The following is a 26,097-nucleotide window of genomic DNA, read 5'->3' as shown; positions in this document are numbered from 1 at the left end:
CGGTAAATCTGTGAAAACCAAGATTGTACCCCGGGATAAGCCTCCTAACCCCTTGTTTTCCCTGATTTACCCGTTCTTGCAAACAAGTATAATGTCCCTCTTTCAGACGTTCCCGGCTATTCACATGCTCGCCCAACAAAAGCAAGAGATCATTTCCCTGTTCCAGGCCGCCCTCGCGCCGATCCTGGAAGGTTCCGACGTTAAAGCCAACGTGGTGCTCGAGCGCCCACGCGACGCCTCGCACGGCGACGTGGCCTGCAATATCGCCATGCAGTTGGCCAAGCAGCTCAAGATGAATCCGCGCGAACTGGCGCAGAAGATCGTCGCTGCCCTGCTGGAAAACCCTGCAGGCAAGCAGCTGGTCGCCGCCGCCGATATCGCCGGCCCAGGCTTCATCAACCTGCGCGTGAGCGATGCCGCCAAGCAGTCCGTGGTCAAGTCCGTGCTGCAGCAGGGCGCCGCCTTCGGCCAGAGCGAGTCCCTGGCAGGCAAGAACGTCATCATCGAATTCGTCTCCGCCAACCCGACCGGCCCTCTGCACGTTGGCCACGGCCGCCAGGCTGCCCTGGGCGACGCCCTGTCCTCGCTGTTCGAAGCGCAAGGCGCCAAGGTCACCCGCGAGTTCTATTACAACGACGCCGGCGTGCAGATCCAGACCCTGGCCAATTCGGTCCAGTGCCGCGCCAAGGGCTTCAAGCCGGGTGACGCGGAATGGCCTGAATCGGCCTACAACGGCGACTATATTGCCGACATCGCCGCCGATTTCCTGGCCAAGAAGACTGTTTCCGCCTCCGACGGCCAGCCGGTGACCGGCTCCGGCAACGTCGAAGACATCGAAAACATCCGCGCCTTCGCGGTCACCTACCTGCGCAACGAGCAGGACATCGACCTGCAAGCCTTCGGCGTGAAGTTCGACAACTACTACCTGGAATCCTCGCTGTACTCCGACGGCAAAGTGGAAAAGGCTGTCGAAGCGCTGGTTGCCAACGGCCACACCTACGAAGACGGCGGCGCGCTGTGGCTGCGCACCACCGACTACGGCGACGACAAGGACCGCGTGATGCGCAAGACCGACGGCGGCTACACCTACTTCGTGCCGGACGTCGCCTACCACATCGTCAAGTTCCAGCGCGGCTTCACCCAGGCCATTAACATCCAGGGTTCCGACCATCACGGCACCATCGCCCGAGTGCGCGCCGGCCTGCAAGCAGTCGGCCTGGGCATCCCGCAGGGTTTCCCGGACTACGTGCTGCACAAGATGGTCACCGTGATGAAGGACGGCGCCGAGGTGAAGATTTCCAAGCGTGCCGGCTCCTACGTCACCGTGCGCGACCTGATCGAATGGTCCGGCGGCGGCGACATCACCAAGGGCCGCGACGCCGTGCGCTTCTTCCTGATCTCGCGTAAAGCCGACACCGAATTCGTGTTCGACGTCGACGTCGCGCTGAAAACCTCCGACGAAAATCCGGTCTACTACGTGCAATACGCCCACGCGCGTATCTGCCGCATGCTGGCAAACTGGGGCGGCGACGAAGCCTCCGTGGCCAACGTCGACCTGTCGCCGCTGATCGCGCCGACCGAAGCAACCCTGCTGGCCGCCCTGGCCCAGTACCCGGAAGTGCTGGCCCGTGCCCAGGCCGAACTGGGTCCACACCAGGTAGCCTTCTACCTGCGCGACCTGGCTGCCGCCCTGCACTCATTCTATTTCGCCGAAAAAGTGCTGGTGGAAGACGAAGCCACCAAGCTGGCCCGCGTGGCCCTGATGGTTGCTACCCGCCAGGTGCTGCGCAATGGCCTGGCACTGATCGGTGTTTCCGCTCCTAACCAAATGTAAGGTCCACATGGCTTTTCGTTCCCTTCGCTTTTCTTCGCGTCAGCAACAAGGCAACACCTTAGTTGGCTTCATCATCGGCCTGGTCATCGGCCTGGTCATCGCCGTCGTCGTGGCCCTGAGTATCACCAAGGGCCAGACGCCGTTCACCGACAAGGCGCCTAAGAACGGTAAGGCGACCGATGAAGCATCCGGCCAGATCGCCGATCCGAACAAGCCGATGTACGGCAATAAGGAAGCGGTAAAGAAGGCGAACAGCGAATTCGAACGCGAAGCTGCGAAACAGGCGCCAGCCGACCAACTGCAAAAGGTAGTGGACAGCATCCAGGCGCAGGGCCAGGCTCCGGCCAAGACGCCTGCGGCTCCAGCCCCTGCTCCCGCCCCTGCCGCCACCTCGCCTGCCGCGCCGCCGCCGGTCAACAGCGCGGCGCCGCCGGCGCAGGCAGCCGCCCCGGCGCCTGCACTGCCAGGCGAAGACAAGTTCGTGTACTACCTGCAGGCCGGCGCCTTCCGCGAAGTGGGCGACGCCGAGAACACCCGCGCCAAACTGGCCCTGCTGGGCTTCGAGGCCACGGTTTCCGACCGCGCCACCGATGCCGGCGTGCTGCACCGCGTGCGCATGGGTCCTTTCACCCAGGTCGAAGCCATGAACAAGGTACGCGCCAAGCTGTCTGAAAACGGCATCGATGTTGCCGTCGTCCGTAATCAAAAATAAGGGAAGTCCAAGCGATGAAACTGTTTAAGCAGATCCTGGCCGCAGTCCTGTGCAGCGTTGCCTTTGGCGCCGTCGCTTCCACCGCAGCTCCTGTTGCCGGCACGGATTACGTGGTGCTGCCGGAACCGCAGGCGGTCGATACCGGCAAGAAAGTCGAAGTCATCGAGTTCTTCGCCTACTACTGCCCTCACTGCTATGCGCTGGAACCGGCCATGGCTGCCTGGGTCAAGAAACAGGGCGACAACGTGGTCTTCAAGCGTGTTCACGTGAGCCGCGGCCCGTCCGTGCTGCCGCAGCAGAAGCTGTATTTGGCCCTGGAAGCCCTGGGCCTGGTTGAACAGAATCACGCGAAAGTATTCGCCGCCATGCACGAACAGGGTAATCCCCTGCGCAACGATACGGCGGTGATCGATTGGGCCGCCAGCAACGGCATCGACAAGGCCAAGTTCACTGAAGCCTATAACAGCTTCGGCGTGGCCGCCAAACTGCGCCGCATCGAGCGCATGATGGGCGATTATCGCGTCGACTACTGGCCAATGCTGGTGGTCGATGGCAAGTACATGACCTCCCCCGCCGAGGCAAACAAGAACGTCAAGCCAGTGCCTAACGAGGCGCAGCAGCACGCCAATGCGCTGACCGTGCTGGATTTCCTCGTTGCCAAGGCACAGGCGGAGAAGAAGTAAGGCCTTGAAGCGCGTTTTCATCACCGGCGCCTCCAGCGGCATCGGGGCAGCACTGGCGGCGCATTACGCCGCACAAGGCTGCACCCTCGGCCTGCTGGGCCGCCGCGCGGATGCGCTACAGGCGCTTGCCGCCACCCTGCCCAATCCGGAGCGCCACCGCTGCTATGCGGCCGACGTAACCGACCACGCGGCGCTGCGCAGCGCCGCAGAAGCCTTCCTGGCCCATGCCGGCGGCTGCGATATCGTCATCGCCAGCGCGGGCATCTCGCACGGCACCATCACCGAACTGCCGGAAGACCTGCCGGTTTTCGAATCCATTATCGCCACCAACGTCACGTCCACGGTGGCGACGTTTTCACCTTTCATCACCGCGATGCGCGCGCAGGGCACCCCGGCGCGCCTGGTCGGCATCGGCAGCGTTGCCGGTGTGCGCGGGCTGCCGGGCGGCGGCGCGTACAGCGCTTCCAAGGCGGCAGTGCGAGTGTATTGCGAGGCGCTGCGAGTCGAATTGCGCGGCAGCGGGATCAAGGTGGTCACCATTGCGCCGGGCTATATCGACACGCCGATGACGCAACAGAACAAATACCCGATGCCGTTCCTGATGCAGCCCGCGGATTTCGCTGCGGCCGCCGCGCGCAGCATCGAACGGGGCGACAGCTACCGCGTGATTCCCTTCGGGGCCGGGATGATTGCCCGCTTGCTGCGCGTGCTGCCGAACTGGCTGTTTGACCGGGCTTTCGCCAAGGCGCCGCACAAGGCGCGCAAGGGCACCACATGAATGCAACACCGCTCGCCGCTGCGGCGATCCGCGCGCTGGTTGCCGACAGCGCTTCCCACGTCGCCATTGAGGTGGTGGACGAAACCGGCTCCACCAATGCCGACCTGCTGGCGCGCGTGCCTTCCGCGGCACAGTCGACCAGCACGGCACTGCGCGGACCGCTGCTGCGCGTGGCCGAGCGCCAGACCGCAGGCCGTGGGCGCGCTGGCCGCAGCTGGCTTTCCGCGCCCGGTGCATCGCTGACTTTCTCCGTCGCCTGGCCATTTCGCGCGCCGCTGCATCGCATGGTGGGCTTGCCGCTTGCGGTCGGCGTGGCACTGGCCGAAACCGTGAATGGCCTGGGTGTCCCGGTCCAGCTCAAGTGGCCGAACGATATGCTGAAGGATGGCGCCAAGCTGGCCGGCATCCTGGTTGAAACGCAAGCTGCGCCGGACGGCACCATCTGGGCCGTCATCGGATGCGGCATGAACCTGTTGATGCCGGACGAGATGGAAGCGGCCATTGGCCGCGAGGTATCTTCCGCCCCATGGCTGGCGCAAATGGACCGCAATGCCTTGCTGGCGCAATTGCTTAGCCGCCTGTGCGCGGTGCTGGCAGAATTCGACGATACCGGCTTTGCCGCCTTCACGGAACGCTGGAACGCGCTGCAGGCCTGGCGCGGACAGCCGGTGCGACTGCTCGATCAGGGCACAGTCCAGCAGGAAGGCCTGGCGGCAGGCGTGGACGACCAGGGCCGCTTGCTGCTCGATACGCCTTCCGGCCGCGTTGCCGTGCTGTCGGGCGACGTTTCGCTGAGGCTCGCGCAATGACTTACGACCTGCTGATCGACGCCGGCAATACCCGCATCAAGTGGGCGCTCGCAGCGCCTGGCGCCGCCCTCGGCAACTGGGTAGCGCAAGGCGCGCACATGCACGCTGACGCCGCCGAGTTCCCGACAGCCCTCATCGCTGCCCTCGGCGCCGTGCCGGCCGTTGGCCGCGTGCTGATCGCCAACGTCGCCGGCCAGCCCGCGCGCGACATGCTGGCAAGCTGGCTGGCAGCGCCGCAGCTACCGGTCCAGCAGCAAGCCATCGAGTGGTTCGCCTCTGTCCCCCAGCGCGCCGGCGTCCGCAATGCCTACCGCAATCCAGCGCAACTCGGCTGCGACCGTTTTGCCGCCGCCATCGGCGCGCATGCCCTGTGCCCGGGCAAGGCTATCGTGATCGCCAACTGCGGTACCGCGACAACCATCGACGCGATCACTGCCGACGGCACTTTCCTGGGCGGCATGATCCTGCCGGGCCTGGGCCTGATGGCCACTTCGCTGGCCAGGAACACCGCCCAGCTGCCCCAGGTCAAACCCGGCAAGCTGCCGGAAGGCTTCGCCGACAACACCGACGACGCCATCCTGTCCGGCTGCCTGGCCGCCCAGTCCGGTGCGATTGAACGCGCATTTGAGCTGCACCAGGCCGTAGAATGTATTATTTCCGGCGGCGCCGCGCCGTATATCGCGCCAGCGGTCCCCGTGCCGTACCGCCATGTCGAAAACATCGTGATGATAGGACTGCACGCTGCCCTGCGCAGCGCCTGACCGTATGGAGTGCCCGTGCTGAAACTGATATTCGCCCTGCTGCTGGTCGCCAATGCCGCGCTGTTTGCGTATGGTGAGGGCTACCTCGGCCAATTCAGCGGCAACGAACACGAACCGGCGCGCCTGCAGAAGCAGCAAAACGCCGACAAGCTCCAGTTGATCAGCGCCAGCAAGGCCGAAAGCGCCGTGGCGGCCGCCGCCCCGCCGCCACCGGTGCCGCGCGACGAACCAGCCGCCGTGGCCTGCCTGGAAGCCGGCAACTTCGGTCTGGACGAGGCCCACAAGTTTGAAAACCGCCTGGCGCCGCTGGAACTGGGCGACCGCCAGCAGCGCCGCAACGTGGCCGAGCAGGAGATCTCAAGCTACATCGTGCACATTCCGCCACAAGCCAGCCGCGCCGCGGCCGAAAAGAAGGCCGACGAACTGCGCGCGCTTGGGGTCACCAACTTCTTCATCCTGAATGACAGTTCGCCGCTGAAATGGGGCATTTCGCTGGGCGTGTTCCGTAGCGAAGCGGCGGCCCAGGCACAGCTGGCCGCGCTGAACAAGCAGGGCGTGCAGACTGCCCGAGTGGCTCCGCGTTACACCGGCAGCAAGCAAGTGTATTTCCAGTTCCGCGACATCAGCGACGACGCCAAGGCACGCATCGCCAAGATCGTCGCCAAGTTCCCGGAACAGGAAACCCGCAGCTGCTCTAGCGCTCGATAACGATAGGCCTGAGCTTCAGGCTTGATGGCAGCGCCTTGCCGGCTGCCTGTGCATCCTCTCGGCTCGCATAAGGGCCGGCAAACAGGCGATAAAATTTGCCTGCCTGTTCCACATCCAGTTTCAGGCCGGCGTCGCTGGCCTCCAGGCGCTTGCGCAAGCCATCCGCGCCATCTTCGCGCGAGTAGGAACCCAGTTGCAGGAAGAAGCCCTGCTCGCCCGCCCCGCCAAGCAAAACAGGCTTGGCTTCGTCGCCGTTCGACGATGCCAGCATCGGCGCGGCCTTCGGCATGCTTTGCGGCGCCTGGGCCGACGGCACGGAAGCCGTTGCCGGCGCATTGCCGCCTTCTTTCCGCGCTGCGATCATGCGCTCGATTTCGGCCGGCGGCAGGTGGACCACTTCGAGCTGGCTGCTGCCGTTGACCAGCAGGCCGAGTTTCAGCGCCGCCGTGTAGGAAACGTCGATGATGCGGGTGGAATGGAATGGCCCGCGGTCGTTGATGCGCACGATCACCGAATTGCCGTTCGAGACATTGGTCACGCGTGCATACGATGGAATCGGCAGCGTCGGGTGCGCCGCCGTCATCTTGTACATATCGTAAATCTCGCCGGACGAAGTGCGCTGGCCATGGAATTTCTTGCCATACCAGGTACCTGGCCCGCGCTGCTTGAAGTCCGAGCCAAGCGCGATCGGCTTGTAATTCTTGCCGAAGACCACATACGGACGGTTGGAGTATGGCGACAACGGATCGTTGCGCACCTCCGCGTCAGGGGTTTCCATCAAGCCCACCGGCGGATTGTCGCCCGGGCCGTCATCCTGGTAGTAGGCGCCGCGCCCGGAGCCCGCGGCCGGCAACACCGGAATGCCCGGCTGCGGCTTGGCCGTCACGGGGGACGGCGGCTTGCGCGAAGTGGAGTCGGTCTGCGTGGTACCGCAAGCGGCCAGCAGGGCGGCTGCCGCAAGCGGCAGGAGTCGGATTGCGTGCTTCTTCAAGTTTGCACCAGCTTTCTATGTCGCTGGATCGACATCAGGATGCCCGATGCCAATCCGAGTGTCAGCAGCGCAGTGCCGCCGTAGCTTATGAACGGCAGTGGCACGCCCACTACCGGAAGGATGCCGCTCACCATGCCCATGTTGACGAAGGCATAGGTGAAGAAAATCATCGTGATCGCGCCTGCCAGCAGGCGCGTGAACAGGTTCGGAGCGCCGGAGGCGATCATCAGCCCGCGGCCGATCAGCAGCAGGTACAGGAACATCAGGATCAGGTTTCCGACCAGGCCAAACTCCTCCGAAAATACGGCGAAGATAAAGTCGGTGGTGCGCTCGGGGATGAATTCCAGGTGGGCCTGCGTGCCCTGCGTCCAGCCCTTGCCTGTCACGCCGCCGGAGCCGATCGCAATGGTCGACTGCAGGATGTGGAAGCCTTTGCCCAGCGGATCGGAAGTCGGGTCGATCAGGGTCATGATCCGTTCGCGCTGGTAGTCGTGCATCATCGACCAGGCGACCGGCAGGCAGGCCGCGCCCATCACCACCAGCGCAAGAATGGCTTTCCATGCCAGGCCTGCCAGGAAGATCACGCAGGCGCCAGCCGCCACCACCAGCAGCGCCGTGCCCAGGTCGGGCTGGCGCGCGATCAGGAATACCGGCACCAGCAGCAGGACCGCGCCCAGCGCATAGGCATGCCAGCGCATATGCCCGTGGCGCTGCTGGAAGTACCAGGCCAGCATCAGCGGAACAGCGATCTTGGCGAACTCGGAAGGCTGGATCTGTGCGAAGCCGAGATTAAGCCAGCGCCGCGCACCCAGCTTGATAGTGCCGAACAACGCTACTGCCACCAGCAGCGACACCGTTATCACATAGGCCGGCAGCGCAATGCGCATCATGTTCTGCGGCGAGATGTTGGCCACGAACCACATCACGATGAAAGACATGGCGATATTGCGCAACTGGTCTTCGATCTTGCCCGGAATCCCTATGCTGGCCGAATACAGGGCGACCAGGCTGGTCGCCAGCAACAACACGATGACCAGCATCAGCGGGCCATCGAATACCGTCACATATGGGCGCATGCGCCGCCACAGTGAACGTCTTTCATTGATAGGCATGCTGCCTCCTTATTCTCTCTTGCGCGGCGGGCCGGCCTGCGGCTTCTGGTCCGCCGGCGCAGGCACCTGCGGTGTCGGCGCTGTTGCCGGCTGCGCAGGCGCTGCCACCTGGCCTTGTTGCTGGGCGCGCCGCTCGGCGGCCGCGTCGACGTCTTCTTCTGGCAAGTCTTCAACCGGAACGGTGACCGCATCCTCCTTCGGCACCGGCGTCGTTTCCTTTTCGGTCGGGCGTTTGCCCAGCAGCCAGTAGTCCAGCACTTTACGCGCAATCGGTGCAGCCACCGCGCCACCGAAGCCGGCGTTCTCCACGATCAGCGCCAGCACGATCTTCGGTTTGTCGGCCGGTGCGAAGGCGGTGAACCAGGCGTTGTCGCGCAGGCGTTCGTCCAGGCGGGCCGCGTTGTACTTCTCGTTGGCCTTGATCGCCACCACCTGCGCGGTACCGGTCTTGCCGCCCACGGTGTAGCCCGCATTCAGGAACGCGCGGTAGCCGGTCGCCCCCGGCTCGGTGGTCACGCCCACCATCGCATCCTTGATGAAGTCGATGTTGGCCTGCTTGAGCGGGATGCGATAGCTTTCCTTCGGCACGGTCAGGGTGCGCTTGCGGGTGCCGCCGTCTTCCACGATCTTGACCAGGTGCGGCTTCATCACGACGCCGTTGTTGGCCAGGTTGGCCACGGCGTGCGCCACTTGCAGCGGCGTGTAGTTATTGAAGCCGGAGCCGTTGGACACCGAAATCGTATCGCCGCCCACCCACTTGCCTGCCGCCGGATTTTTCTTGAAACGCTGGCGCTTCCATTCCTGCGACGGCAGCACGCCCTTCTTCTCGTTTTCCAGGTCGATGCCGGTCAGTTGGCCAAAGCCGAACGGCGCCATGAAGTCATGGATCAGATCGATACCCATGTCGCGGCCCAGCATGTAGTAGTAGGTATTGCACGAGACAACGATGGATTTGCGCATGTCGACCATGCCGTGACCGCCCACCACGTCATCGCGGAACTTGTGGGTACCGAGGTAGAAGAAGCCCGGATCGGCAATCGCCTGGCTGGTGGTGCGCTTGCCTGTCTCCAGCGCCGCCAATGCCATGAAAGGCTTGAAGGTGGAGCCGGGCGCATAAGTACCGGACAGCGGACGGTTCATCAGCGGCTTGTCGAGCGAAGTATTCAACTCGGCCCAGCTTTGCGCATCGATGCCGTCCACAAACAGGTTGGGGTCGTAGCCCGGGCGTGACACGTAGGCCAGCACGTCGCCGGTACTGGGCTCGATGGCCACCAGCGCGCCACGGTATTCGCCGAACGCTTCTTCCGCAATCTTCTGCAGCTCGATGTCGATCGACAGGATCAGGTTGGAGCCAGGCGTGGCCGGAGTGCGCGACAGCGTGCGGATGGCGCGGCCGCCGGCCGTGCGCTCCACTTCCTCGTAGCCCGTCACGCCGTGCAGTTGGCGTTCGTAGCTCTTTTCCAGGCCTTCCTTGCCGATATGTTCGGTGCCGTTGTAATTGGCTTCGTATTCGGTCCCTTCCAGCGCCTTGGATTCGGCCTGGTTGATGCGGCCGATATAGCCCACCACGTGCGAAGCCACTTCGCCCAGCGGGTACTGGCGGAACAGGCGGGCCTGGATGTCAACGCCAGGAAAGCGGAAACGGTTGGCAGCGAATCGCGCCACCTCCTCATCGGTCAGGCGGCTGCGCAGCGGGATGCTGGTGAAGCTCTTGGACTCTTCCATCAGCTTCTTGAAACGGCGGCGGTCCTTGGTGGTGATGTCCACCAGCTTGGCCAGTTCGTCGATCACGTCTTCCATTGGCGCGGCCAGCTTGGACGGCGTGATCTCCAGCGTGATCGCCGAGTAGTTCCGCGCCAGCACCACGCCGTTGCGGTCGAGGATCAGGCCGCGGCTTGGCACGATCGGCACCACCGCGATGCGGTTGTCCTCGGCCTTGGCAATGTAGTCGTTATGCTTGACGACCTGCAGCCAGATGAAGCGCGCCAGCAGCAGCGAAAAGCAAAAGAACACCAGTCCGCCCAGTGCGGACAGTCGCACCCGGAAGCGGTGCAGGTCTTGCTCTGTATTCTTGAACTCGGTCATGCTCAGATCGGGCGGGTGTGGTCTTTATCCACGGCGCGGCGCTGCGGCGCCAACAACAGCATGCTGGCCAGTGGCCACAACAGCGCTGCCACCACGCTTTCGATGAAGAAGAACCAGCCGGGGAACTTGCCGGCCACGATGAAGCGCACCACCATCTGCACGGTTTGCGCCAGCAACAGCAGGGGCAGCACATGCAGGATTTGCGTCGTCACGCGGAACCACAGGATCCGGCGGTGCAGCATGATGGCGAAATACGACAGCAGCGTGTAGGCCAGCGCATTCTCGCCCAGCAGCGAAGCGTCATGCACGTCCATCAGCAGGCCGAGGAAGAAGGCGGTGCCGATGCCGACCTTGCGCGGCTGGTGCACGCCCCAGAAGACCAGCGTCAGCGCCACGAAGTCCGGCGCCGCGAAGAAGCGGCCCCACGGCAGCATATTCAGCAGCACCGCGCAGAACAGGCTGAAGAAAATGAACAGCGGGCTGACCGGCAGCAGGATGTATTGTGGACGGTTCATCGGGTCGCCTCTTTCGGTGCTTGCGCGGCGGCTGGAGCCGGCGCTTCGGCGGCTTCCGCCTTGGCCTTTTCCTTATCCTTCTTTTTAGACGGCTTGGTCACCGGCTCCTCTTCCGGCGGGCGCGGCGGCATTTCCGGCAGCGACATCAGGATCAGCAGCGCGGTATTGCGCTCGGTACCTGCCAGCGGCGCGCACACCACACGGCCAAAGGCGCCGCTGGCATTGCTCTCCACCTGTACCACGCGCGCCACCGCCAGGCCGGCCGGATACACGCCGTCGATGCCGGAGGTGATCAGGATATCGCCGACCACTACGTCGGCCGTCGGCGCCATGAAGCGCAAGTCCAGGTTGCCCGACTGGCCGCGGCCGACGGCCACGGAGCGCAAGCCATTGCGCAGGATCTGCACCGGAATCGCCTGTTCCTTGTCGGTCAGCAGGGTCACTTCGGAGGTGAACGGGAACACGCGCGTCACCTGCCCCACCACGCCCTGGTTGTCGATCACCGGCAAGCCGGCCGACACGCCATGCTGGGTACCGCGATTCAGGATCACCTTGCGCGTGAACACATCGCGCGCTTCGTAAAGGATTTCAGCCAGTTGCGATTTGCCCGGCACGCGCTGCTGCGCGTCCAGCAGCTTGCGCAGCTGGTTGTTCTCAGCCTGGTAGAGCTGGGCCTGCTGCAAAGCCTGCGAAGCGGCGATCTGTTGCTGCTGCAGCACGCTGACCTGCTTCTCCAGCTTCGACAGCGTGGAGAAGTAATCGCCCATGCCGACCATGGCATCGCGCGGCAGCAGTGCGATCTTCTGCAGGGGATAGAGGACAAAGCCGACGCCCTGCCGGACTGCCGTCAGCGCATTCACGCGTGAATCGGCCAGCAGCAGCGCAATCGAAATGCACGCGAACACCATCATCTTGAAACGGGCGGACGCGCCTTGCTTGAACAGTGGCGGTGGACTGTATTCCATGTCTTCCAATTAAGAAGGGCAGCTTGCGCTGCCCTTTTTACTCACTCTTACTCGTAGGAGAAGATGGACCCCAGCTGGTCCATGCGCTCCAGCGCCAGGCCGGAGCCGCGCACCACGCAGGTCAGCGGATCTTCTGCCACCAGCACCGGCAGGCCGGTTTCTTCCATCAGCAAGCGGTCCAGGTCGCGCAGCAGCGCGCCGCCGCCGGTCAGCATCATGCCTTTTTCGGCGATGTCCGCGCCCAGTTCCGGCGGGGTCTGTTCCAGCGCATTCTTGACGGCGGAGACGATGTTGTTCAGCGGGTCGGTCAGCGCTTCCAGGATCTCGTTCGAAGAAATGGTGAACGAGCGCGGGATGCCTTCCGACAGGTTGCGGCCCTTGACTTCCATTTCCTTGACTTCGGAACCAGGGAAGGCGGAACCGATGGCTTTCTTGATCGCTTCAGCGGTCTGTTCGCCGATCAGCATGCCGTAGTTGCGGCGGATGTAGTTGACGATCGCTTCGTCGAACTTGTCGCCGCCCACGCGCACGGAGCCTTTGTAGACCATACCGCCCAGCGAGATGATGCCCACCTCGGTGGTGCCGCCGCCGATGTCGACCACCATGGAGCCGGTCGCGTCGGACACTGGCAGGCCGGCGCCGATTGCCGCTGCCATTGGTTCTTCAATCAGGTACACCTGGGATGCACCGGCGCCGAGGGCCGATTCACGGATCGCACGGCGTTCCACCTGGGTCGAGCCGCAAGGCACGCAAATGATGATGCGCGGCGACGGGCGGAAGAATTTGGAGTCGTGCACCATGCGGATGAACTGCTTGAGCATCTGCTCGGTGACGGTGAAGTCGGCGATCACGCCGTCTTTCATCGGGCGGATCGCCTCGATGTTGCCAGGCACTTTACCCAGCATCTGCTTTGCTTCCTTACCAACGGCCTGGATCGTTTTCTTGCCGTTTGGGCCACCTTCCTGGCGGATCGCCACGACGGAAGGCTCGTCCAGCACGATGCCGGATCCGCGTACATAGATCAGGGTGTTCGCCGTACCCAGGTCGATGGCCAGGTCAGACGAGATATAGCGACGTAAAAAACCAAACATGAGTGTCCTGTAGGGCGCAATGCGCAAAATTCGTTATATGAGGTATCCGGTCAAATGCGGCCAGGCGGGTCTTCAGCACCAGCAGCGCATTAACCCGCGATTGTACCTTATAATCTACAGGTTATTTGCCCTAAATCCACTCTATTGTGCGTGCACGCAACCGTTGATTTATGCGGCGTTCGCCGCGATTTAACTGGTGATAGGCAATCAATCCAATAAATTACATTCTGACAATTTCCATGTCCCTGACACTGAACGACGTTGAACGCATCGCCAAACTGGCCCAGTTGGAGATGGACGCCGGCCATTCCGCCGATATGCTGGACAAACTGAATGGCATTTTCGCGCTGGCCGAACAGATGAAGGCCGTGGACACCGAGGGCGTCGCCCCGCTGTCCCACCCGCTGGCCAATGCCATGCAGGTCGCCCTGCGCCTGCGCGAAGACGTGGCAACCGAGCCGAATCGCCGCGAGGAATACCAGCAAGTGGCGCCCAAGACCGAAGATGGCCTGTACCTGGTACCGAAGGTGATCGAATAAAAAACCGGTGAGGCGGTGTTACGCGGCTGCCGCGTGCCATGGTGTCCGACCCTGCGGGTCAGACACCGGTTTACCGGTTTAAAAAGGAAAAACGAATGCACACCAAAACAATCAAAGAGCTGTCCGAGCTCCTGCAAAAAAAGGAAGTCAGCGCCGTCCAGCTGGCGAACCACTTCCTGGACCGAATTGAGAAGAGCGACCTGAATGCCTTCCTGCACGTGGACCGCGCGCTGACGCTGGCCCAGGCCGAAGAAGCCGACAAGCGCATCGCCAACGGCACCGCCACGCCCCTGACCGGCGTGCCGATCGCGCACAAGGACATTTTCGTCACCAAAGGCTGGCGCTCGACCGCCGGCTCGAAGATGCTGGCCAACTACGTCAGCCCGTTCGACGCCACCGTGGTGCAGAAATTCCTGGACGCCGGCATGGTCACCCTCGGCAAGCTGAATTGCGACGAATTCGCCATGGGGTCCTCGAATGAGAACTCGGCCTTCGGCGCAGTGAAAAACCCATGGGACAAGTCTGCCGTTCCAGGCGGCTCCTCCGGCGGCTCCGCTGCGGCTGTGGCAGCCCGCCTGGCGCCTGGCGTCACCGGCACCGACACCGGCGGCTCGATCCGCCAGCCGGCAGCTTTCTGCGGCATCACCGGCATCAAGCCAACCTACGGCCGCGCCTCGCGCTTCGGCATGATCGCCTTCGCCTCCTCGCTGGACCAGGCAGGCCCGATGGCGCAAACCGCGGAAGACTGCGCGCTGCTGCTGTCCGCCATGACCGGCTTCGACGAACGCGATTCGACCAGCCTGTCCGCTGAACAAGGCAACGCTGCCGAAGACTTCACCCGCGACCTGGCCAAGCCGCTGGCCGGCCTGCGCATCGGCGTGCCAAAGGAATACTTCGGCGAAGGCCTGGCGGCCGACGTCGAAAAGGCCGTGCGCGCAGCGCTGGCCAAATTCGTGGAACTTGGCGCCACCCTGGTCGATATCTCGCTGCCGAACACCGCGCTGTCGATCCCGGCCTACTACATGATCGCCCCTGCCGAAGCCTCGTCCAACCTGTCGCGCTTTGACGGCGTGCGCTACGGCCACCGCGCCGAAGGCTACAAGGACCTGCAGGACATGTACAAGAAGAGCCGCGCCGAAGGCTTCGGTCCGGAAGTTCAGCGCCGCATCATGGTCGGCACCTACATCCTGTGCCACGGCTACTACGACGCCTACTACCTGAAAGCGCAGAAGATCCGCCGCAAGATCACGCAGGACTTCGCCAATGTGCTGGGCAGCCAGTGCGACGTGATCATGGGCCCTGTGGCCCCGACCGTGGCCTGGGACCTGGGCTCGAAGGCGGACGATCCGGTAGCGAACTACCTGGCCGACATCTTCACCCTGTCCACCAGCCTGGCGGGCTTGCCTGGCATGTCCATCCCTTGCGGTTTCGGCGAAGGCGAGAAAAACGCCAACCGCCCGGTCGGCCTGCAAATCATCGGCAACTACTTCGCCGAAGCGAAGCTGCTGAATGTGGCCCACCAGTTCCAGCAAGCGACCGACTGGCACAAGCGCGCACCAAGCGGCATCTGATAAATTCGGTGCCAGGTCTGTCATTCGGACACCGACGCAGGTTCTTTGACAAATCTCAATACGCGAAACCAGACAAAATCGCGTGTTGAGATAAATCAAACAAACTGCTCGCATGTCCGAATGTCAGACCTGGCACCGACCTTGAAAGAGAGAAGAATATGGAATGGGAAGTCGTCATTGGTATTGAGAACCACGTGCAGCTCACTACCGACTCCAAAATTTTCAGCGGCTCGCCGACCCAGTTCGGCGCCGAACCAAACACCCAGGCCAGCCCGGTTGACCTGGCGCTGCCGGGCGTGCTGCCGGTGATGAACAAGGCTGCCGTCGAGCGCGCGATCCGCTTCGGCCTGGCCGTTGGCGCGAAAGTCGCTCCACAGTCGATCTTCGCCCGTAAGAACTACTTCTACCCTGACCTGCCGAAGGGTTACCAGATCTCGCAGTTCGAAGACCCGGTGGTGCAAGGCGGCCAGCTGACCTTTGGCTACGAAAAAGACGGCAAGTTCGTCACCAAGACCGTGAACCTGACCCGCGCCCACCTTGAAGAAGACGCGGGCAAGTCGCTGCACGAGGACTACCACGGCATGTCGGGCATCGACCTGAATCGCGCCGGCACGCCGCTGCTGGAAATCGTGTCCGAGCCTGAAATGCGCAGCGCCTCCGAAGCGGTGGCCTACTGCAAGGCCCTGCACGGCCTGGTGATGTGGCTGGGCATCTGCGACGGCAATATGCAGGAAGGCTCCTTCCGCTGCGACATCAACGTGTCCGTGCGTCCGAAGGGCCAGAAGGAATTCGGCACCCGTTGCGAACTGAAGAACCTGAACTCCTTCCGCTTCATCGAGGAAGCCGTGCACGTTGAAGTGGCGCGCCAGATCGAGCTGCTCGAAGACGGTGGCAAGGTGGTGCAGGCGACCCGCCTGTACGATCCGGACAAGAAGGAAACCCGCCTGATGCGCGAGAAGGAAGACGCGCAGGATTACCGCTACTTCCCTGACCCGGACCTGCCGCCGCTGACCATCGGCGCCGACTGGATCGAGCGTGTGAAAGCGTCCATGCCTGAACTGCCGGCTGTGATGCGCGAACGCTTTGTCACCGAGTACAAGCTGCCCGAGTACGATTCGCTGATCCTGACCGCGTCCAAAGGCATGGCGCTCTATTTCGAAGCGGTGGTTGCCGCTGCGGGCACGGAGAACGCCAAGGCTGCCGCCAACTGGCTGATGGGCGAGGTGTCGTCGACCCTGAACCGCGAAGGTGTTGAAATCACGGAGGCGCCAGTGCTGCCAGCGCAACTGGCCGGCATGCTGAAGCGCATCGCCGACGGCACCATCTCCAACAAGATCGCCAAGGAAGTATTCGGCGCAATGTGGGAAGCCAAGTCGGAAGACCCGAACCTGGTCGATGTAATCATCGAACAGAAAGGCCTGAAGCAGATTTCCGACACCGGCGCGCTGGAAGCCATCGTCAACGAAGTGATCGCCAACAATGAGAAGTCCGTTGAGCAGTACCGCGCCGGCAAGGAAGCGGCCATCAACGCGCTGATCGGCCAGGCGATGAAGGCCTCGAAAGGTAAGGCCAATCCGGCCCAACTGACCGAGCTGCTAAAGCAGAAGCTGGCTTCCTAAAACCGGTAAACCGGTGTCTGACCCGCAGGGTCAGACACCGTCTGCAGCACGGCCTGGGGTCAGGGTTGTGCGTTGTTGATCAACCAACCCCAGACCGCGAGATCATACAGGGTCAGGCACTTGTGCCTGACCCTGGTTTACCGGTTTCAAAAGGTGTGCGCACATCCACCGCAGGATGTCCGCAAAAATCTCCTCCCGATTCACCTCATTGAAATTCTCGTGATAATTCTCATGCTGCACATGGCATTCCAGCAGCTTGGGATCAATCATCGCCAGCAAATCCAGCGTCGCCTTAGGGTCGGCCAGCTTGTCATTCCCCGCCACTACCGCGTATAACGGCCAGCGCCAGGTCGGCATCTTCTCCGCCAGGCCTTTCTGCGCCCCCTGCAAAGCCACCCCAAACCGCACCGTGCACTCGCGCGCCCGCACGTCATCGGCCTCATCGCGATGATGGCGCGCCGTAATCGCAGCATCGCGCGTCAGCACATCGGTCAAAGACGCCATCGGCACCTTCATGGTCGGTACCAGCGTCGCCAGCAAGCCGGACATCTTCTCCAACACCGCCGGCACCTTAACCGCATTCACGTAATACGGCGAAGACAGCACAAAGCCCTTCACCATCGAATCGCGCTCGAGCCGCTCCAAGCCGAAACGCGTAGCAATCAGCGCCCCCATCGAATGCCCCATGATAAACACCGGCACGTCCGGGAAGTGCTGCTTGACCCAATGCAGGAACAGCTCCACTTCCTCGACAAAGATGCCGAAATCCGGAATGTCCACGCGACGCGCATTCTCATGTCCGCACAAATCAAAGGCCACGGTGGCGAACCGATGCTGCCTGAAATACAGCGCAGGCGTCACATAGTCGCCCGCATGCGCCATCCCGCCATGGATGGCCAGCAGCACGCCAGCCGCCGGCTTTTCGGGCTCCCAGATGTGGATCTTGCGTTCAGCGCCGTTGCGCCCCTTGAATGTGGCGAAGCGGTCTTCGGAGAATCGGTTCATGCGGTCACGAGGAAATGCTCAGCGCAATGCCCATCTCCAGCAACAGTGAGAGGTCGGCCAGCGTGAAATCGAGGGTGGATGCGCCCTGGTTGGGCGCGGCGGGAGAAAAGGCAACGCGCAATTCGGCCTGGATCGGTGCCACATCGAAGCTGATGCCGCGCGCCTGGCATTCGTGCAGGTAGGCGCGTACCTTGCGCATCAGGGCGTCCGGATCCGGGTCGGTGCCCAGCGTGGCGTAGAAGCCGTGGTCAAGGCGGGTGCGGCCGGTCGGGCTGGTATCGCCCTTCTTCCAGTCGCTTTCGGGCTCGCTGGGGAGCCCATCCCGCACATCCGCGACCGCGGCTTCGTCGCCGTACACCTTGAGCGTTGCGATGTTCATTACTTTCCTCGATCTAATGTTGTAAGGAAGCAATCACAGTCTAGCACAACGCCCGGCCAGCGCCAGCGCGGCTTATTCCACGCCGTACTTGCTGCGGTAAGCGGCTACCGCGTCCTTGTACTGTGCAAGCGACGGGTCGGCTGACAGGTAGGTAAACAGGTCCGACAGGCTGCCGATCGAGATCACCGGAATGCCGTAGTTCTTGCTGACTTCCTGCACTGCGGACAGCTCGGACATCTGGCCATCCTTGCCGCCGCGCTCCATGCGGTCCAGCGCGATCAGCACGGCGCACGGCTCGGCGCCGGCATTGCGGATCATTTCCACGGATTCGCGTACCGAGGTGCCGGCCGAGATCACATCGTCAATAATGACAACTTTGCCAGTCAGCTTGGCGCCCACCAGTGTGCCGCCTTCGCCATGGTCCTTGGCTTCCTTGCGGTTGTAGGCGAAGGAAGTGTTGCGGCCTTTGCCGGCCAGCGCCATCGAGGTCGCCGATGCCAGGGTGATGCCCTTGTAGGCCGGGCCAAACAGCATGTCGAATTGAACGCCGGAGTCCAGCAGGGTCTGGGCGTAGAAGTCGGCCAGCTTGGCCAAAGTCGCACCGTCATGGAACAGGCCAGCGTTGAAGAAATAGGGCGATTGCCGCCCTGCTTTGGTCGTAAACTCGCCGAATTTCAGCACTCCCGCCTGTACGGAAAACGCGATAAACTCTTGCCTCAAATTGCTCATAGTGCACCCATCTCTGTTCAAAGTGCCGATATTTTAACCGGAACACCTATGCCAAAAATCATTTCCGCAAACCTGAACGGTATCCGCTCCGCCGCCAAGAAGGGCTTTTTCAACTGGATGGGCACGATCGACGCCGACATCATCTGCGTGCAGGAACTGAAGGCGCAGGCGCCGGACATGACCGGGGAATTCCTGAACCCGCACGGCTACCACGGCCACTTCCACTACGCGGAAAAGAAAGGCTATTCCGGCACCGGCATCTACAGCAAGGTGGCGCCTGACTGTGTGATGATCGGATTCGGCAGCCCCGAGTTCGACGCCGAAGGCCGCTACGTGCGCGCCGATTTTGGCAACCTGACCGTGATTTCGGTGTACTGCCCTTCCGGCTCCTCGTCCGAAGAGCGCCAGCTCGCCAAGTTCCGCTTCATGGAGCTGTTCCTGCCGCACTTGCAGCAACTGCGCGCCGAAGGCCGCGAGTTCGTCATCTGTGGCGACTGGAACATTGCCCACAAAGAGATCGATCTGAAAAACTGGAAGGGCAACCTGAAGAACTCCGGCTTCCTGCCCGAAGAGCGTGCCTGGATGACCAGGCTATTCGACGAAGTCGGCTACGTCGACGTGCACCGCGGCCTCGACCAGCGCCCGGAGCAATACACCTGGTGGTCCAACCGCGGCCAGGCCTACGCGAAGAACGTGGGCTGGCGTATCGACTACCACGTCGCCACCCCAGGCATCGCAGCCAAGGCGCACACGGTGTCGGTCTACAAGGACGAAAAATTCTCCGACCACGCCCCGCTGATCATCGAGTACCACGCCTAAGCTGATGCAAGATTTCGCGGCCTGGCACAAGGGAATTCATTGGCCGGAACGATGCGCGGTCTGCGATGGCAAGGCAGACCGCTTGCTCGCCGTTCAAATGTCGGCAGTGAGCGGCGTTGCGATTGGTATCCCCCACGCGAAAATTCAAAGCAAGGTCACACAAGTCCGGCATCCCGTCTGTGACCGCCACTACTGGCGCACGTGGATCGCCAGCGGCCTTTCGCAACGTAGCCTGGTGACCCTTGGACTTGGCGTCATCGCAGTTTGCCTGTTGCTGCAGGCTACGTTGCAAATAGCATCGCTCGGCAGCGCCGACGGCCACGCTGCATTCGAGGGCCTGGGATGGAGCTCGGTCCTCGGCCTGGCTTATGGCTTACTGTTCTGGTTCCTCTACTTCTGGGCCAAACGTAACACCCCTGTCAAAATTGCTGGTGCCAGCCGGGAGGGCCTGCTCATCCGCATCACCAATGACGGGTATGCGCAAAGGTTCTCGGAACTCAACCGGCACAATATTGGATCCAGCCTGGCGTGGTTAAAAACCGAAAAGAACCGGGTCGCCGAACAGGGTGACCTGGCCCGCCAGGCGGGCATGCAGCGATCGGCAAACCCCTACCGGGCACCGAATACGGCCCACGCCCACGAGGTACTTGCAGGCTATTGGGATCGCGGCTTCGACGTGGCAGAAAAACGAGGAAGGACTCCAGTAAAGGTTTGACTGCAGCTTCTTGTTCGCTATCGCGCAACATCGCTGCGCCCATGTATTGCCCATCGCGGCAGCTTATGCCATCCTGCATATTCTTTTCAAAAAAACAAGGAAAAGACTATGCAACAGAGTACGCCCACCAAGCGTCTCGCGCGCACTGCCGGCCTGCTGTACCTGGTTGTAGTGGTGGCCGGCATCTTCGCCTTGATGTACGTGCCTTCCCAACTCAAGATCGGCAATGATCCTGCCGCAGCCCTCGCCAGCATCGACGCTCATGAGGGCTTATTCCGCGCCGGGATCGCAGCGAGCCTGGTGTGTTATCTCGCCTTCCTTCTGCTGCCGCTGGCGCTTTACAAACTCCTCAGCCCTTACGGCCGCAGCCCCGCCGCGGTGATGGTGGCATTGGCCGTGGCCAGCGTGCCGCTGTCATTCGCCAACGTCGGCCACCGGCTGGAGGTACTGAACCTGATCAGCGGTGCCGACTACCTGCGCGGCATTGCGCCGGACGTGCTGGCGCAGCAAGTCATGTTGTCGCTGAAGGCATACAGCAAGGGCATGGTCCTGAACCAGGTGTTCTGGAGCTTGTGGCTGGCGCCCTTCGGCTACCTGGTCTACAAGTCGGGCATCCTGCCCAAGTTGCTCGGCATCCTGCTGATGGTCGGCAGCGCTGGCTATGCGGCCGAAGCCTTCGGCTACATCCTGTTGGCCGATTTCGCCGCGCTGCCGGGTGCCGGCCTGCTGTCGATCCCGGCCTCGCTCGGCGAAATCGGCACCTGCCTGTGGCTTTGCGTCATGGGCGCACGCGAGCCGGTGCACAGCGTGGACGCCTATAATACGGGGATAAAAATCGCCCGGAACTGAAAATGAAATCTGTATTAGTGCTATTCCTGCTGACCATCAAGAGCAGCTTTATCAACGACGAAGAGTCCGAAGCCACCGACGAACAATTCGATACGATCCAGTTTGTGCAGACCGAGAAAGGCACCTGGCGCTTCAAGACCTTCGCAGAAGATGAGGACGTGCACCTGTGGAGCATTGAAGCCGACGGCGACCTGGTCGAGCTGGCAATCGAGACCACCAACCGCCACTACGGCGATGTAATCGACGAAGCCTTCATCATCGAGAGCGATGACGGCGTGGAAGGCCTGCGCCGCGAACTGAAAAAGCAGGGCTTGAGCGACAACCTGCAAATCTCCCCGAAAGGCCCGCTGTTCTGGGCTCCGCCGGGTTCCAGCTACAGTCCTAAATCCGCACCAGCGCACTGAAACCATTTAGTGCACCGATTCGCGCCTTAGTTGTTTAAAATGCCAAACCTTAAACTACTATTGCGCTGGCCATGAACCAAGTCCTGACACCGTCAACCGAAGAAAACAGCGGCATCGACAAGATCGCCCTCGCCAAGCAACTGGCGGGCGATATCACCCGGGGTGCCGGTGCCGGCATCCTGCGCACCGCACTGGCGGTGCTTGCGGCGGTGATCGTCAATGCCTTGGGCGTCACGTTATTGTTCCGCAGCGAACTCGGTGGCGGCCATGGCTCGGCCATGATTTACGCAGCTTTTGTCGCGGCCCCCTTCATGATCGCCGTCGGCCTGACCGGCATGATGGCATATAAGCTTGGCTTGCAGGGCATCCTGGCGCGCGTGGTGGAAAGCCAGTCGGGCCTGATCGCCAAGCTGGGTGCGGGCATCCTCGAATCCTTCCTGCGCAGCGTCAATTACGAACCGGGCCGCCCACTGTCGGAGAAGTTTCTCGGCGGCTGGCGCAGCTTCCTGAACCTGCAATCGGGCCTGCCAAAACCGCTGCCATGGCTGCTCGCCAGCCTCACCGCGCGCATCCCGCTGGCCGACACCATTACCGAAGTCGCGACCACCGGCATGACGCTGCGCGAAGTGGCGCATGCAGCAATGACCCGCACGATTTCGGACGGTGCCGCAGGCAGCCTGCGCCCATCGAACCAGGCCTTGTTCATCGCACTCGCAATCCAGTTCGGCATGTGGTTCCCGATCGGCCTGCTGGTTCGCTACATGTTCGGCTAAGGGCAGCTTGAAAAGACTTGATCCCTGGGAAGCGGGGTTTAGGAAGAAAAGGAATGGCTCAAAGAGTGCGTTTGCTCTCGAAATAGCGCCACTCGCCCGTTAGCGGGTCGGGGAAGCCGATGGCCTTGGCCAGCAGCTTGAGCGGCGACGAAACGTCGTCCTGCTTGCACGGCAGTGCGACCGGGTAGAAGACATCATTCACGATCGGAATGCCGAGCGACGACAGGTGCACGCGCAACTGGTGCTGGCGGCCGGTGTGCGGCCACAGCCGGTACAGCACGTGTTCGCCGCGCTGTTCGATCACGTCGATCATGGTTTCCGAATTCGGCTCTCCCGGCTCTTCCTTCATGGTGAAGAACTTGTCGCCCTCCACCATGCGGCTACGGTAGACGAAGGGGAATTCGCGGCCCGGCAACGGGCCGGCCAGCGCTTCATATTCCTTCTGCACCAGGCGTTTCTGGAACAGCGACTGGTAGTCGCCGCGGCTGCGGGCATTACAGGAGAAAATCACCAGCCCCGCCGTTTCGCGGTCGAGGCGATGGATCGGCACCAGGTCCTCAATGCCCAACTTGCGGCGCACCCGCACCAGCAGGGTCTCCTTGACGAAGCGGCCGGACGGAATCGTCGGCAGGAAGTGCGGCTTGTCGACCACCACGATGTGCTCATCCTGGTGCAGCACTACTTCTTCAAATGGAATCGGGAATTCGTGATCCAGCTCGCGGTAGTACCAGATGCGGGCGCCGCGCACATAGCGCGAGCCTGGCTGCACCGGCACGCCCTTGCCATCCACCACATCGCCGCGCGCCATGCGCTCACGCCATTGGATTTCCGTGACGGCGGGATAGTGGGCGGACATGAAGGTGATCATATCCGGCCAGTCGCCCTCAGGCAGCCACAGGTAGCTGGGCGTAACGCCGTCGCGCATCGGCAACGGCGGCGCGCCCGAGGCTTGCTTCGGGCGGGACATTTCAGGACTTCGGCAGCGGGGAGGTCTGGTAAGGCGGCAGCTTGTTCACGTCCAGGCCGCGCTGGCGGGCGTAGACCGGCAGCACCAGCGGCATCTGCTTCTGCATGTCCTGGATGCGCGAATTGCCGCTTGGGTGGGTCGACAGGAATTCCATCGGCTGCTGCGCATTGACGGCGCTCATCTTCTGCCACAGGGCGATCCCGGCACGCGGATCGAAGCCGGCGCGGGCGGCCAGGTCGATGCCGACCAGGTCCGATTCCGTCTCGTCGCCGCGCGAGAACTTCATCACGGTCAGTTGGCCGGCAACGTTGGCGCCGGCATCGGTGATGCGCGGGTCAATGCCGAGGTAGGACGACAGCACTGCCCCACCCAGCTTGCTGGCCAGCGACACGGCAGTCGATTGCACGGCGCGCTTGCGGGCATGCTCGCGCAGCGCGTGGGCGATTTCGTGGCCCATCACCATCGCCACTTCGTCGTCGGTCAGGTTCAGCTTGGTCAGGATGCCGGTAAAGAAAGCGATGCGGCCGCCCGGCATGCAGAAGGCATTGACCTGATCGGAATTGAGCAGGTTGACTTCCCATTGCCAGTTGGCGGCCGACGGGTTCCAGCGCTGGGCATTGGGTACGATGCGGGCCGCAATGGCGCGCAGGCGCTTGACCTGCGGATCGGATTCCGGCACCAGCGCTTCCTTCTGCTTGGCTTCGTTCAGCAGCTGGGAGTATTGCAGCTTGGACTGCTGGTCCATGTCTTGCTCATCGGCAAAGACGCGCAGGCGGGAAAGCTTGGTGACGGGAATGCCGTCAGCTTTTGGGTTCATCGGCGCCGGAGGCTGGGCCGACACAGTGCCGGCGGCCAGCGCCAGCGCAATAAGAGTGAGCTTGAACTTCTTCATGGCTTTAAGATAACACAGCTTGGCTGGATTGCTTTTTCCGCAAACGGAACACGGCCAAATCGCCGCGCAAGTTAGGCAGTACCGAGACCGTCTTGCCCTCGGCCAGCGCCACGCATTCGATCACTTCCAGGCCCACCTCTTCCGCCAGTTCCTGGAAATCGTAGATGGTGGCGCAGCGCACGTTCGGCGTGTCGTGCCATTGATAAGGCAGCGACTTGGAAACCGGCATGCGCCCTTTCATCAGCGCCACGCGGTGCGGCCAGTAAGCGAAATTAGGGAAGGACACGATGGCTTCGCGGCCCACGCGCACGATGTCGCGCAGCAGGTCTTCCACGTGCTTCATCATCTGCAGCGAGGACAGGCACAACACCGTATCGAAGGAGTTGTCGCCGAAGATGCCCAGGCCGTTCTCGAAGTCCTGCTGGATCACGCGCACGCCGCGCTGGGTCGATGCCAGCACCTGCTCGTCCGCCAATTCCAGGCCGTAGCCGGTGCAACGCTTGCCGGTCTGCAGGTAATCCATCATCACGCCATCGCCGCAACCCACGTCGAGCACGTGGGCGCCTTCGCGCACCCAGTGCGCAATGAAAGCCAGGTCGGGACGGGCGCTGCTCAGGTCATCGAAAGTCATGCTGCTTGTTCCTTGTTCGTTTCTTTCCACACTTGCTCGTAGTAGGCGCGTACCATGTTCATGTAGCGCGCATCTTCGAGCAGGAAGGCATCGTGGCCGTGCGGTGCATCGATCTCGGCGTAAGTCACCTCGCGGCGGTTGGCCAGCAAGGCCTGCACGATCTCGCGGCTGCGCTCCGGCGAGAAGCGCCAGTCGGTGGTGAAGGAAGCGAGAAAGAACTTGGCGCGGGTAGAGGCCAGGGTCCTGGTCAGGTCGCCGTCGAACTTGCGCGCCGGGTCGAAATAGTCGAGCGCCTTGGTGATCAGCAGGTAGGTATTGGCGTCAAAGTACTCGGCGAACTTGTCGCCCTGGTAGCGCAGGTAGGACTCGATCTCGAAGTCGATGCCGAAGCCGAACTTGTAGTCGCCGCCGCTGGCTGCAATATCGCGCAGCTTGCGGCCGAACTTCTCGGCCATGTCGTCGTCCGACAGGTAAGTGATGTGGCCGATCATGCGCGCCACTTTCAGCCCGTTCTTCGGCACGACGCCGTGCTCGTAGAAATCGCCGCCATGGTAATCCGGGTCGGACAGGATGGCCTGGCGCGCCACGTCGTTGAAGGCAATGTTCTGTGCCGACAGCTTCGGCGTGGAAGCGATCACCAGGCAGTGGCGCAGGCGCTCGGGATACATGATGGACCAGGCCAGGGCTTGCATGCCGCCCAGCGAGCCGCCCATCACGGCGGCAAACTGCCGGATGCCCAGTTGGTCGGCCAGGCGCGCCTGCGCGGCCACCCAATCCTCCACCGTCACCACCGGGAAAGCGGCGCCGTATTGCTTGCCCGTTTCCGGATTGATGTGCATCGGGCCGGTCGAACCAAAGCAGGACCCGAGATTGTTGATGCCGATGACGAAGAACTTGTCGGTATCGAGCGCCTTGCCCGGGCCGACCATATTGTCCCACCATCCCACGTTCTTAGGGTTGTCGGCGTAGTAGCCGGCCACGTGGTGCGACGCGTTCAGCGCGTGGCACACCAGTACCGCATTGGACTTGTCCGCATTCAGCGTGCCATAGGTCTCGTACATCAGCATATAGTCGCGCAGGGACGCTCCGCTCTGTAGCTGAAGGGGTTCCGCAAAGTGCATTGTCTGCGGCGAGACGATTCCAATCGAAGGCATGTGAATC

General features: G+C 62.4%; 28 protein-coding genes. 15 read left to right on the top strand and 13 right to left on the bottom strand.

Annotated elements, in window-relative coordinates; translation table 11 throughout:
• Nucleotides 1–124 precede the first annotated feature (124 nt).
• From argS to ASD58_RS10575, 7 genes are read left to right on the top strand one after another with little or no spacing between them, the layout of a single operon-like run.
• Nucleotides 125–1,834 (top strand): arginine--tRNA ligase, encoded by a 1,710-nt coding sequence (argS, locus tag ASD58_RS10605; protein ID WP_057261092.1) that lies wholly within the window; start codon nt 125–127, stop codon nt 1,832–1,834.
• 7 nt (nt 1,835–1,841) lie between these two features.
• Nucleotides 1,842–2,546 carry an SPOR domain-containing protein gene (locus tag ASD58_RS10600; protein ID WP_057261091.1) on the top strand — a complete coding sequence of 235 codons (705 nt, stop codon included), beginning with the start codon at nt 1,842–1,844 and terminating at the stop codon, nt 2,544–2,546.
• Between the two features lie 14 nt (nt 2,547–2,560).
• The gene (locus ASD58_RS10595; protein ID WP_057261090.1) at nt 2,561–3,229 is read left to right on the top strand and encodes a thiol:disulfide interchange protein DsbA/DsbL; all 669 of its coding nucleotides are present in this window, start codon (nt 2,561–2,563) and stop codon (nt 3,227–3,229) included.
• 4 nt (nt 3,230–3,233) lie between these two features.
• Nucleotides 3,234–4,007 (top strand): SDR family oxidoreductase, encoded by a 774-nt coding sequence (locus ASD58_RS10590; protein WP_057261089.1) that lies wholly within the window; start codon nt 3,234–3,236, stop codon nt 4,005–4,007.
• Complete coding sequence (locus tag ASD58_RS10585; protein ID WP_057261088.1) at nt 4,004–4,816, top strand: biotin--[acetyl-CoA-carboxylase] ligase; 813 nt, start codon at nt 4,004–4,006, stop codon at nt 4,814–4,816. Before ASD58_RS10590 ends, ASD58_RS10585 begins: the two co-directional genes overlap by 4 nt.
• Entirely contained in the window at nt 4,813–5,577 is a 765-nt protein-coding gene (locus ASD58_RS10580) for a type III pantothenate kinase (RefSeq protein WP_057261087.1), read from the top strand. Before ASD58_RS10585 ends, ASD58_RS10580 begins: the two co-directional genes overlap by 4 nt.
• A gap of 15 nt (nt 5,578–5,592) precedes the next feature.
• A complete protein-coding gene (locus tag ASD58_RS10575) occupies nt 5,593–6,285 on the top strand; it encodes an SPOR domain-containing protein (RefSeq protein ID WP_057261086.1) in 693 nt (230 codons plus the stop codon).
• On the opposite strand, the gene ASD58_RS10570 is transcribed toward ASD58_RS10575, so the two are convergent.
• The 6 genes from ASD58_RS10570 to ASD58_RS10545 are packed head-to-tail and all read right to left on the bottom strand — an operon-like array spanning nt 6,272 to nt 13,044.
• On the bottom strand, nt 6,272–7,276 hold the full coding sequence (locus ASD58_RS10570; protein ID WP_057261085.1) for a septal ring lytic transglycosylase RlpA family protein: 1,005 nt from the start codon (nt 7,274–7,276) through the stop codon (nt 6,272–6,274). The two genes, ASD58_RS10575 and ASD58_RS10570, sit on opposite strands and share 14 nt — an antisense overlap.
• Nucleotides 7,273–8,388, bottom strand: a complete 1,116-nt coding sequence (rodA, locus tag ASD58_RS10565) for a rod shape-determining protein RodA (protein ID WP_057261084.1) — start codon at nt 8,386–8,388, stop codon at nt 7,273–7,275. Before rodA ends, ASD58_RS10570 begins: the two co-directional genes overlap by 4 nt.
• 9 nt (nt 8,389–8,397) lie before the next feature.
• A complete protein-coding gene (gene mrdA / locus ASD58_RS10560; protein WP_057261083.1) occupies nt 8,398–10,473 on the bottom strand; it encodes a penicillin-binding protein 2 in 2,076 nt (691 codons plus the stop codon).
• Between the two features lie 2 nt (nt 10,474–10,475).
• Nucleotides 10,476–10,988: a rod shape-determining protein MreD gene (mreD, locus tag ASD58_RS10555; protein ID WP_057261082.1), complete on the bottom strand. Its 513-nt coding sequence runs from the start codon at nt 10,986–10,988 to the stop codon at nt 10,476–10,478.
• Entirely contained in the window at nt 10,985–11,953 is a 969-nt protein-coding gene (gene mreC, locus ASD58_RS10550; RefSeq protein WP_057261081.1) for a rod shape-determining protein MreC, read from the bottom strand. Before mreC ends, mreD begins: the two co-directional genes overlap by 4 nt.
• Nucleotides 11,954–12,000: 47 nt before the next feature.
• The gene (locus ASD58_RS10545; protein WP_028102363.1) at nt 12,001–13,044 is read right to left on the bottom strand and encodes a rod shape-determining protein; all 1,044 of its coding nucleotides are present in this window, start codon (nt 13,042–13,044) and stop codon (nt 12,001–12,003) included.
• Nucleotides 13,045–13,283: 239 nt separating this feature from the next.
• On the opposite strand from ASD58_RS10545, the gene gatC reads away from it, so the two are divergent.
• The 3 genes from gatC (at nt 13,284) to gatB (ending at nt 16,773) form a co-directional block, all read left to right on the top strand.
• The gene (gene gatC / locus ASD58_RS10540) at nt 13,284–13,583 is read left to right on the top strand and encodes an Asp-tRNA(Asn)/Glu-tRNA(Gln) amidotransferase subunit GatC (protein ID WP_057261080.1); all 300 of its coding nucleotides are present in this window, start codon (nt 13,284–13,286) and stop codon (nt 13,581–13,583) included.
• 95 nt (nt 13,584–13,678) lie between these two features.
• Nucleotides 13,679–15,154 (top strand): Asp-tRNA(Asn)/Glu-tRNA(Gln) amidotransferase subunit GatA, encoded by a 1,476-nt coding sequence (gatA, locus tag ASD58_RS10535; protein ID WP_057261079.1) that lies wholly within the window; start codon nt 13,679–13,681, stop codon nt 15,152–15,154.
• 158 nt (nt 15,155–15,312) lie between these two features.
• The gene (gene gatB, locus ASD58_RS10530) at nt 15,313–16,773 is read left to right on the top strand and encodes an Asp-tRNA(Asn)/Glu-tRNA(Gln) amidotransferase subunit GatB (RefSeq protein WP_057261078.1); all 1,461 of its coding nucleotides are present in this window, start codon (nt 15,313–15,315) and stop codon (nt 16,771–16,773) included.
• Nucleotides 16,774–16,875: 102 nt separating this feature from the next.
• On the opposite strand, the gene ASD58_RS10525 is transcribed toward gatB, so the two are convergent.
• The 3 genes from ASD58_RS10525 to pyrE form a co-directional block, all read right to left on the bottom strand.
• On the bottom strand, nt 16,876–17,778 hold the full coding sequence (locus ASD58_RS10525) for an alpha/beta fold hydrolase (protein WP_057261077.1): 903 nt from the start codon (nt 17,776–17,778) through the stop codon (nt 16,876–16,878).
• Nucleotides 17,779–17,782: 4 nt separating this feature from the next.
• Nucleotides 17,783–18,157 (bottom strand): hypothetical protein, encoded by a 375-nt coding sequence (locus tag ASD58_RS10520; protein ID WP_057261076.1) that lies wholly within the window; start codon nt 18,155–18,157, stop codon nt 17,783–17,785.
• Between the two features lie 72 nt (nt 18,158–18,229).
• Complete coding sequence (gene pyrE / locus ASD58_RS10515; protein WP_057261075.1) at nt 18,230–18,886, bottom strand: orotate phosphoribosyltransferase; 657 nt, start codon at nt 18,884–18,886, stop codon at nt 18,230–18,232.
• Nucleotides 18,887–18,934: 48 nt separating this feature from the next.
• Here pyrE and ASD58_RS10510 point away from each other — a divergent pair, with 48 nt between their 5' ends.
• The 5 genes from ASD58_RS10510 to ASD58_RS10490 all read left to right on the top strand — a co-directional run bounded on the left by ASD58_RS10510 (nt 18,935) and on the right by ASD58_RS10490 (nt 22,446).
• Nucleotides 18,935–19,705, top strand: coding sequence for an exodeoxyribonuclease III (locus ASD58_RS10510; RefSeq protein ID WP_057261074.1), 771 nt, complete (start codon nt 18,935–18,937; stop codon nt 19,703–19,705).
• 4 nt (nt 19,706–19,709) lie between these two features.
• Nucleotides 19,710–20,420 (top strand): hypothetical protein, encoded by a 711-nt coding sequence (locus tag ASD58_RS10505; RefSeq protein WP_156401230.1) that lies wholly within the window; start codon nt 19,710–19,712, stop codon nt 20,418–20,420.
• 108 nt (nt 20,421–20,528) lie between these two features.
• Nucleotides 20,529–21,269, top strand: a complete 741-nt coding sequence (locus ASD58_RS10500; RefSeq protein ID WP_057261072.1) for a DUF4386 domain-containing protein — start codon at nt 20,529–20,531, stop codon at nt 21,267–21,269.
• A 2-nt stretch (nt 21,270–21,271) separates the two neighbouring features.
• On the top strand, nt 21,272–21,673 hold the full coding sequence (locus ASD58_RS10495) for a hypothetical protein (RefSeq protein ID WP_057261071.1): 402 nt from the start codon (nt 21,272–21,274) through the stop codon (nt 21,671–21,673).
• A gap of 71 nt (nt 21,674–21,744) precedes the next feature.
• Nucleotides 21,745–22,446: a hypothetical protein gene (locus ASD58_RS10490; protein ID WP_057261070.1), complete on the top strand. Its 702-nt coding sequence runs from the start codon at nt 21,745–21,747 to the stop codon at nt 22,444–22,446.
• 58 nt (nt 22,447–22,504) lie between these two features.
• Here ASD58_RS10490 and ASD58_RS10485 read toward each other — a convergent pair whose 3' ends face one another.
• The 4 genes from ASD58_RS10485 to ASD58_RS10470 are packed head-to-tail and all read right to left on the bottom strand — an operon-like array spanning nt 22,505 to nt 26,090.
• The gene (locus ASD58_RS10485; RefSeq protein ID WP_057261069.1) at nt 22,505–23,413 is read right to left on the bottom strand and encodes a pseudouridine synthase; all 909 of its coding nucleotides are present in this window, start codon (nt 23,411–23,413) and stop codon (nt 22,505–22,507) included.
• Between the two features lies 1 nt (nt 23,414).
• Nucleotides 23,415–24,305 carry a M48 family metallopeptidase gene (locus tag ASD58_RS10480; protein ID WP_057261068.1) on the bottom strand — a complete coding sequence of 297 codons (891 nt, stop codon included), beginning with the start codon at nt 24,303–24,305 and terminating at the stop codon, nt 23,415–23,417.
• A 4-nt stretch (nt 24,306–24,309) separates the two neighbouring features.
• Nucleotides 24,310–24,936 (bottom strand): methionine biosynthesis protein MetW, encoded by a 627-nt coding sequence (gene metW / locus ASD58_RS10475; protein WP_057261067.1) that lies wholly within the window; start codon nt 24,934–24,936, stop codon nt 24,310–24,312.
• Entirely contained in the window at nt 24,933–26,090 is a 1,158-nt protein-coding gene (locus ASD58_RS10470; protein WP_082565348.1) for a homoserine O-acetyltransferase, read from the bottom strand. Before ASD58_RS10470 ends, metW begins: the two co-directional genes overlap by 4 nt.
• Nucleotides 26,091–26,097: the final 7 nt, after the last annotated feature.

The organism is Duganella sp. Root1480D1 (assembly GCF_001427305.1).
Taxonomy (GTDB): Bacteria; Pseudomonadota; Gammaproteobacteria; order Burkholderiales; family Burkholderiaceae_D; genus Rugamonas.
Note: the sequence above shows the minus strand (reverse complement) of the source record. Positions and strands in the feature narration are given on the sequence as shown.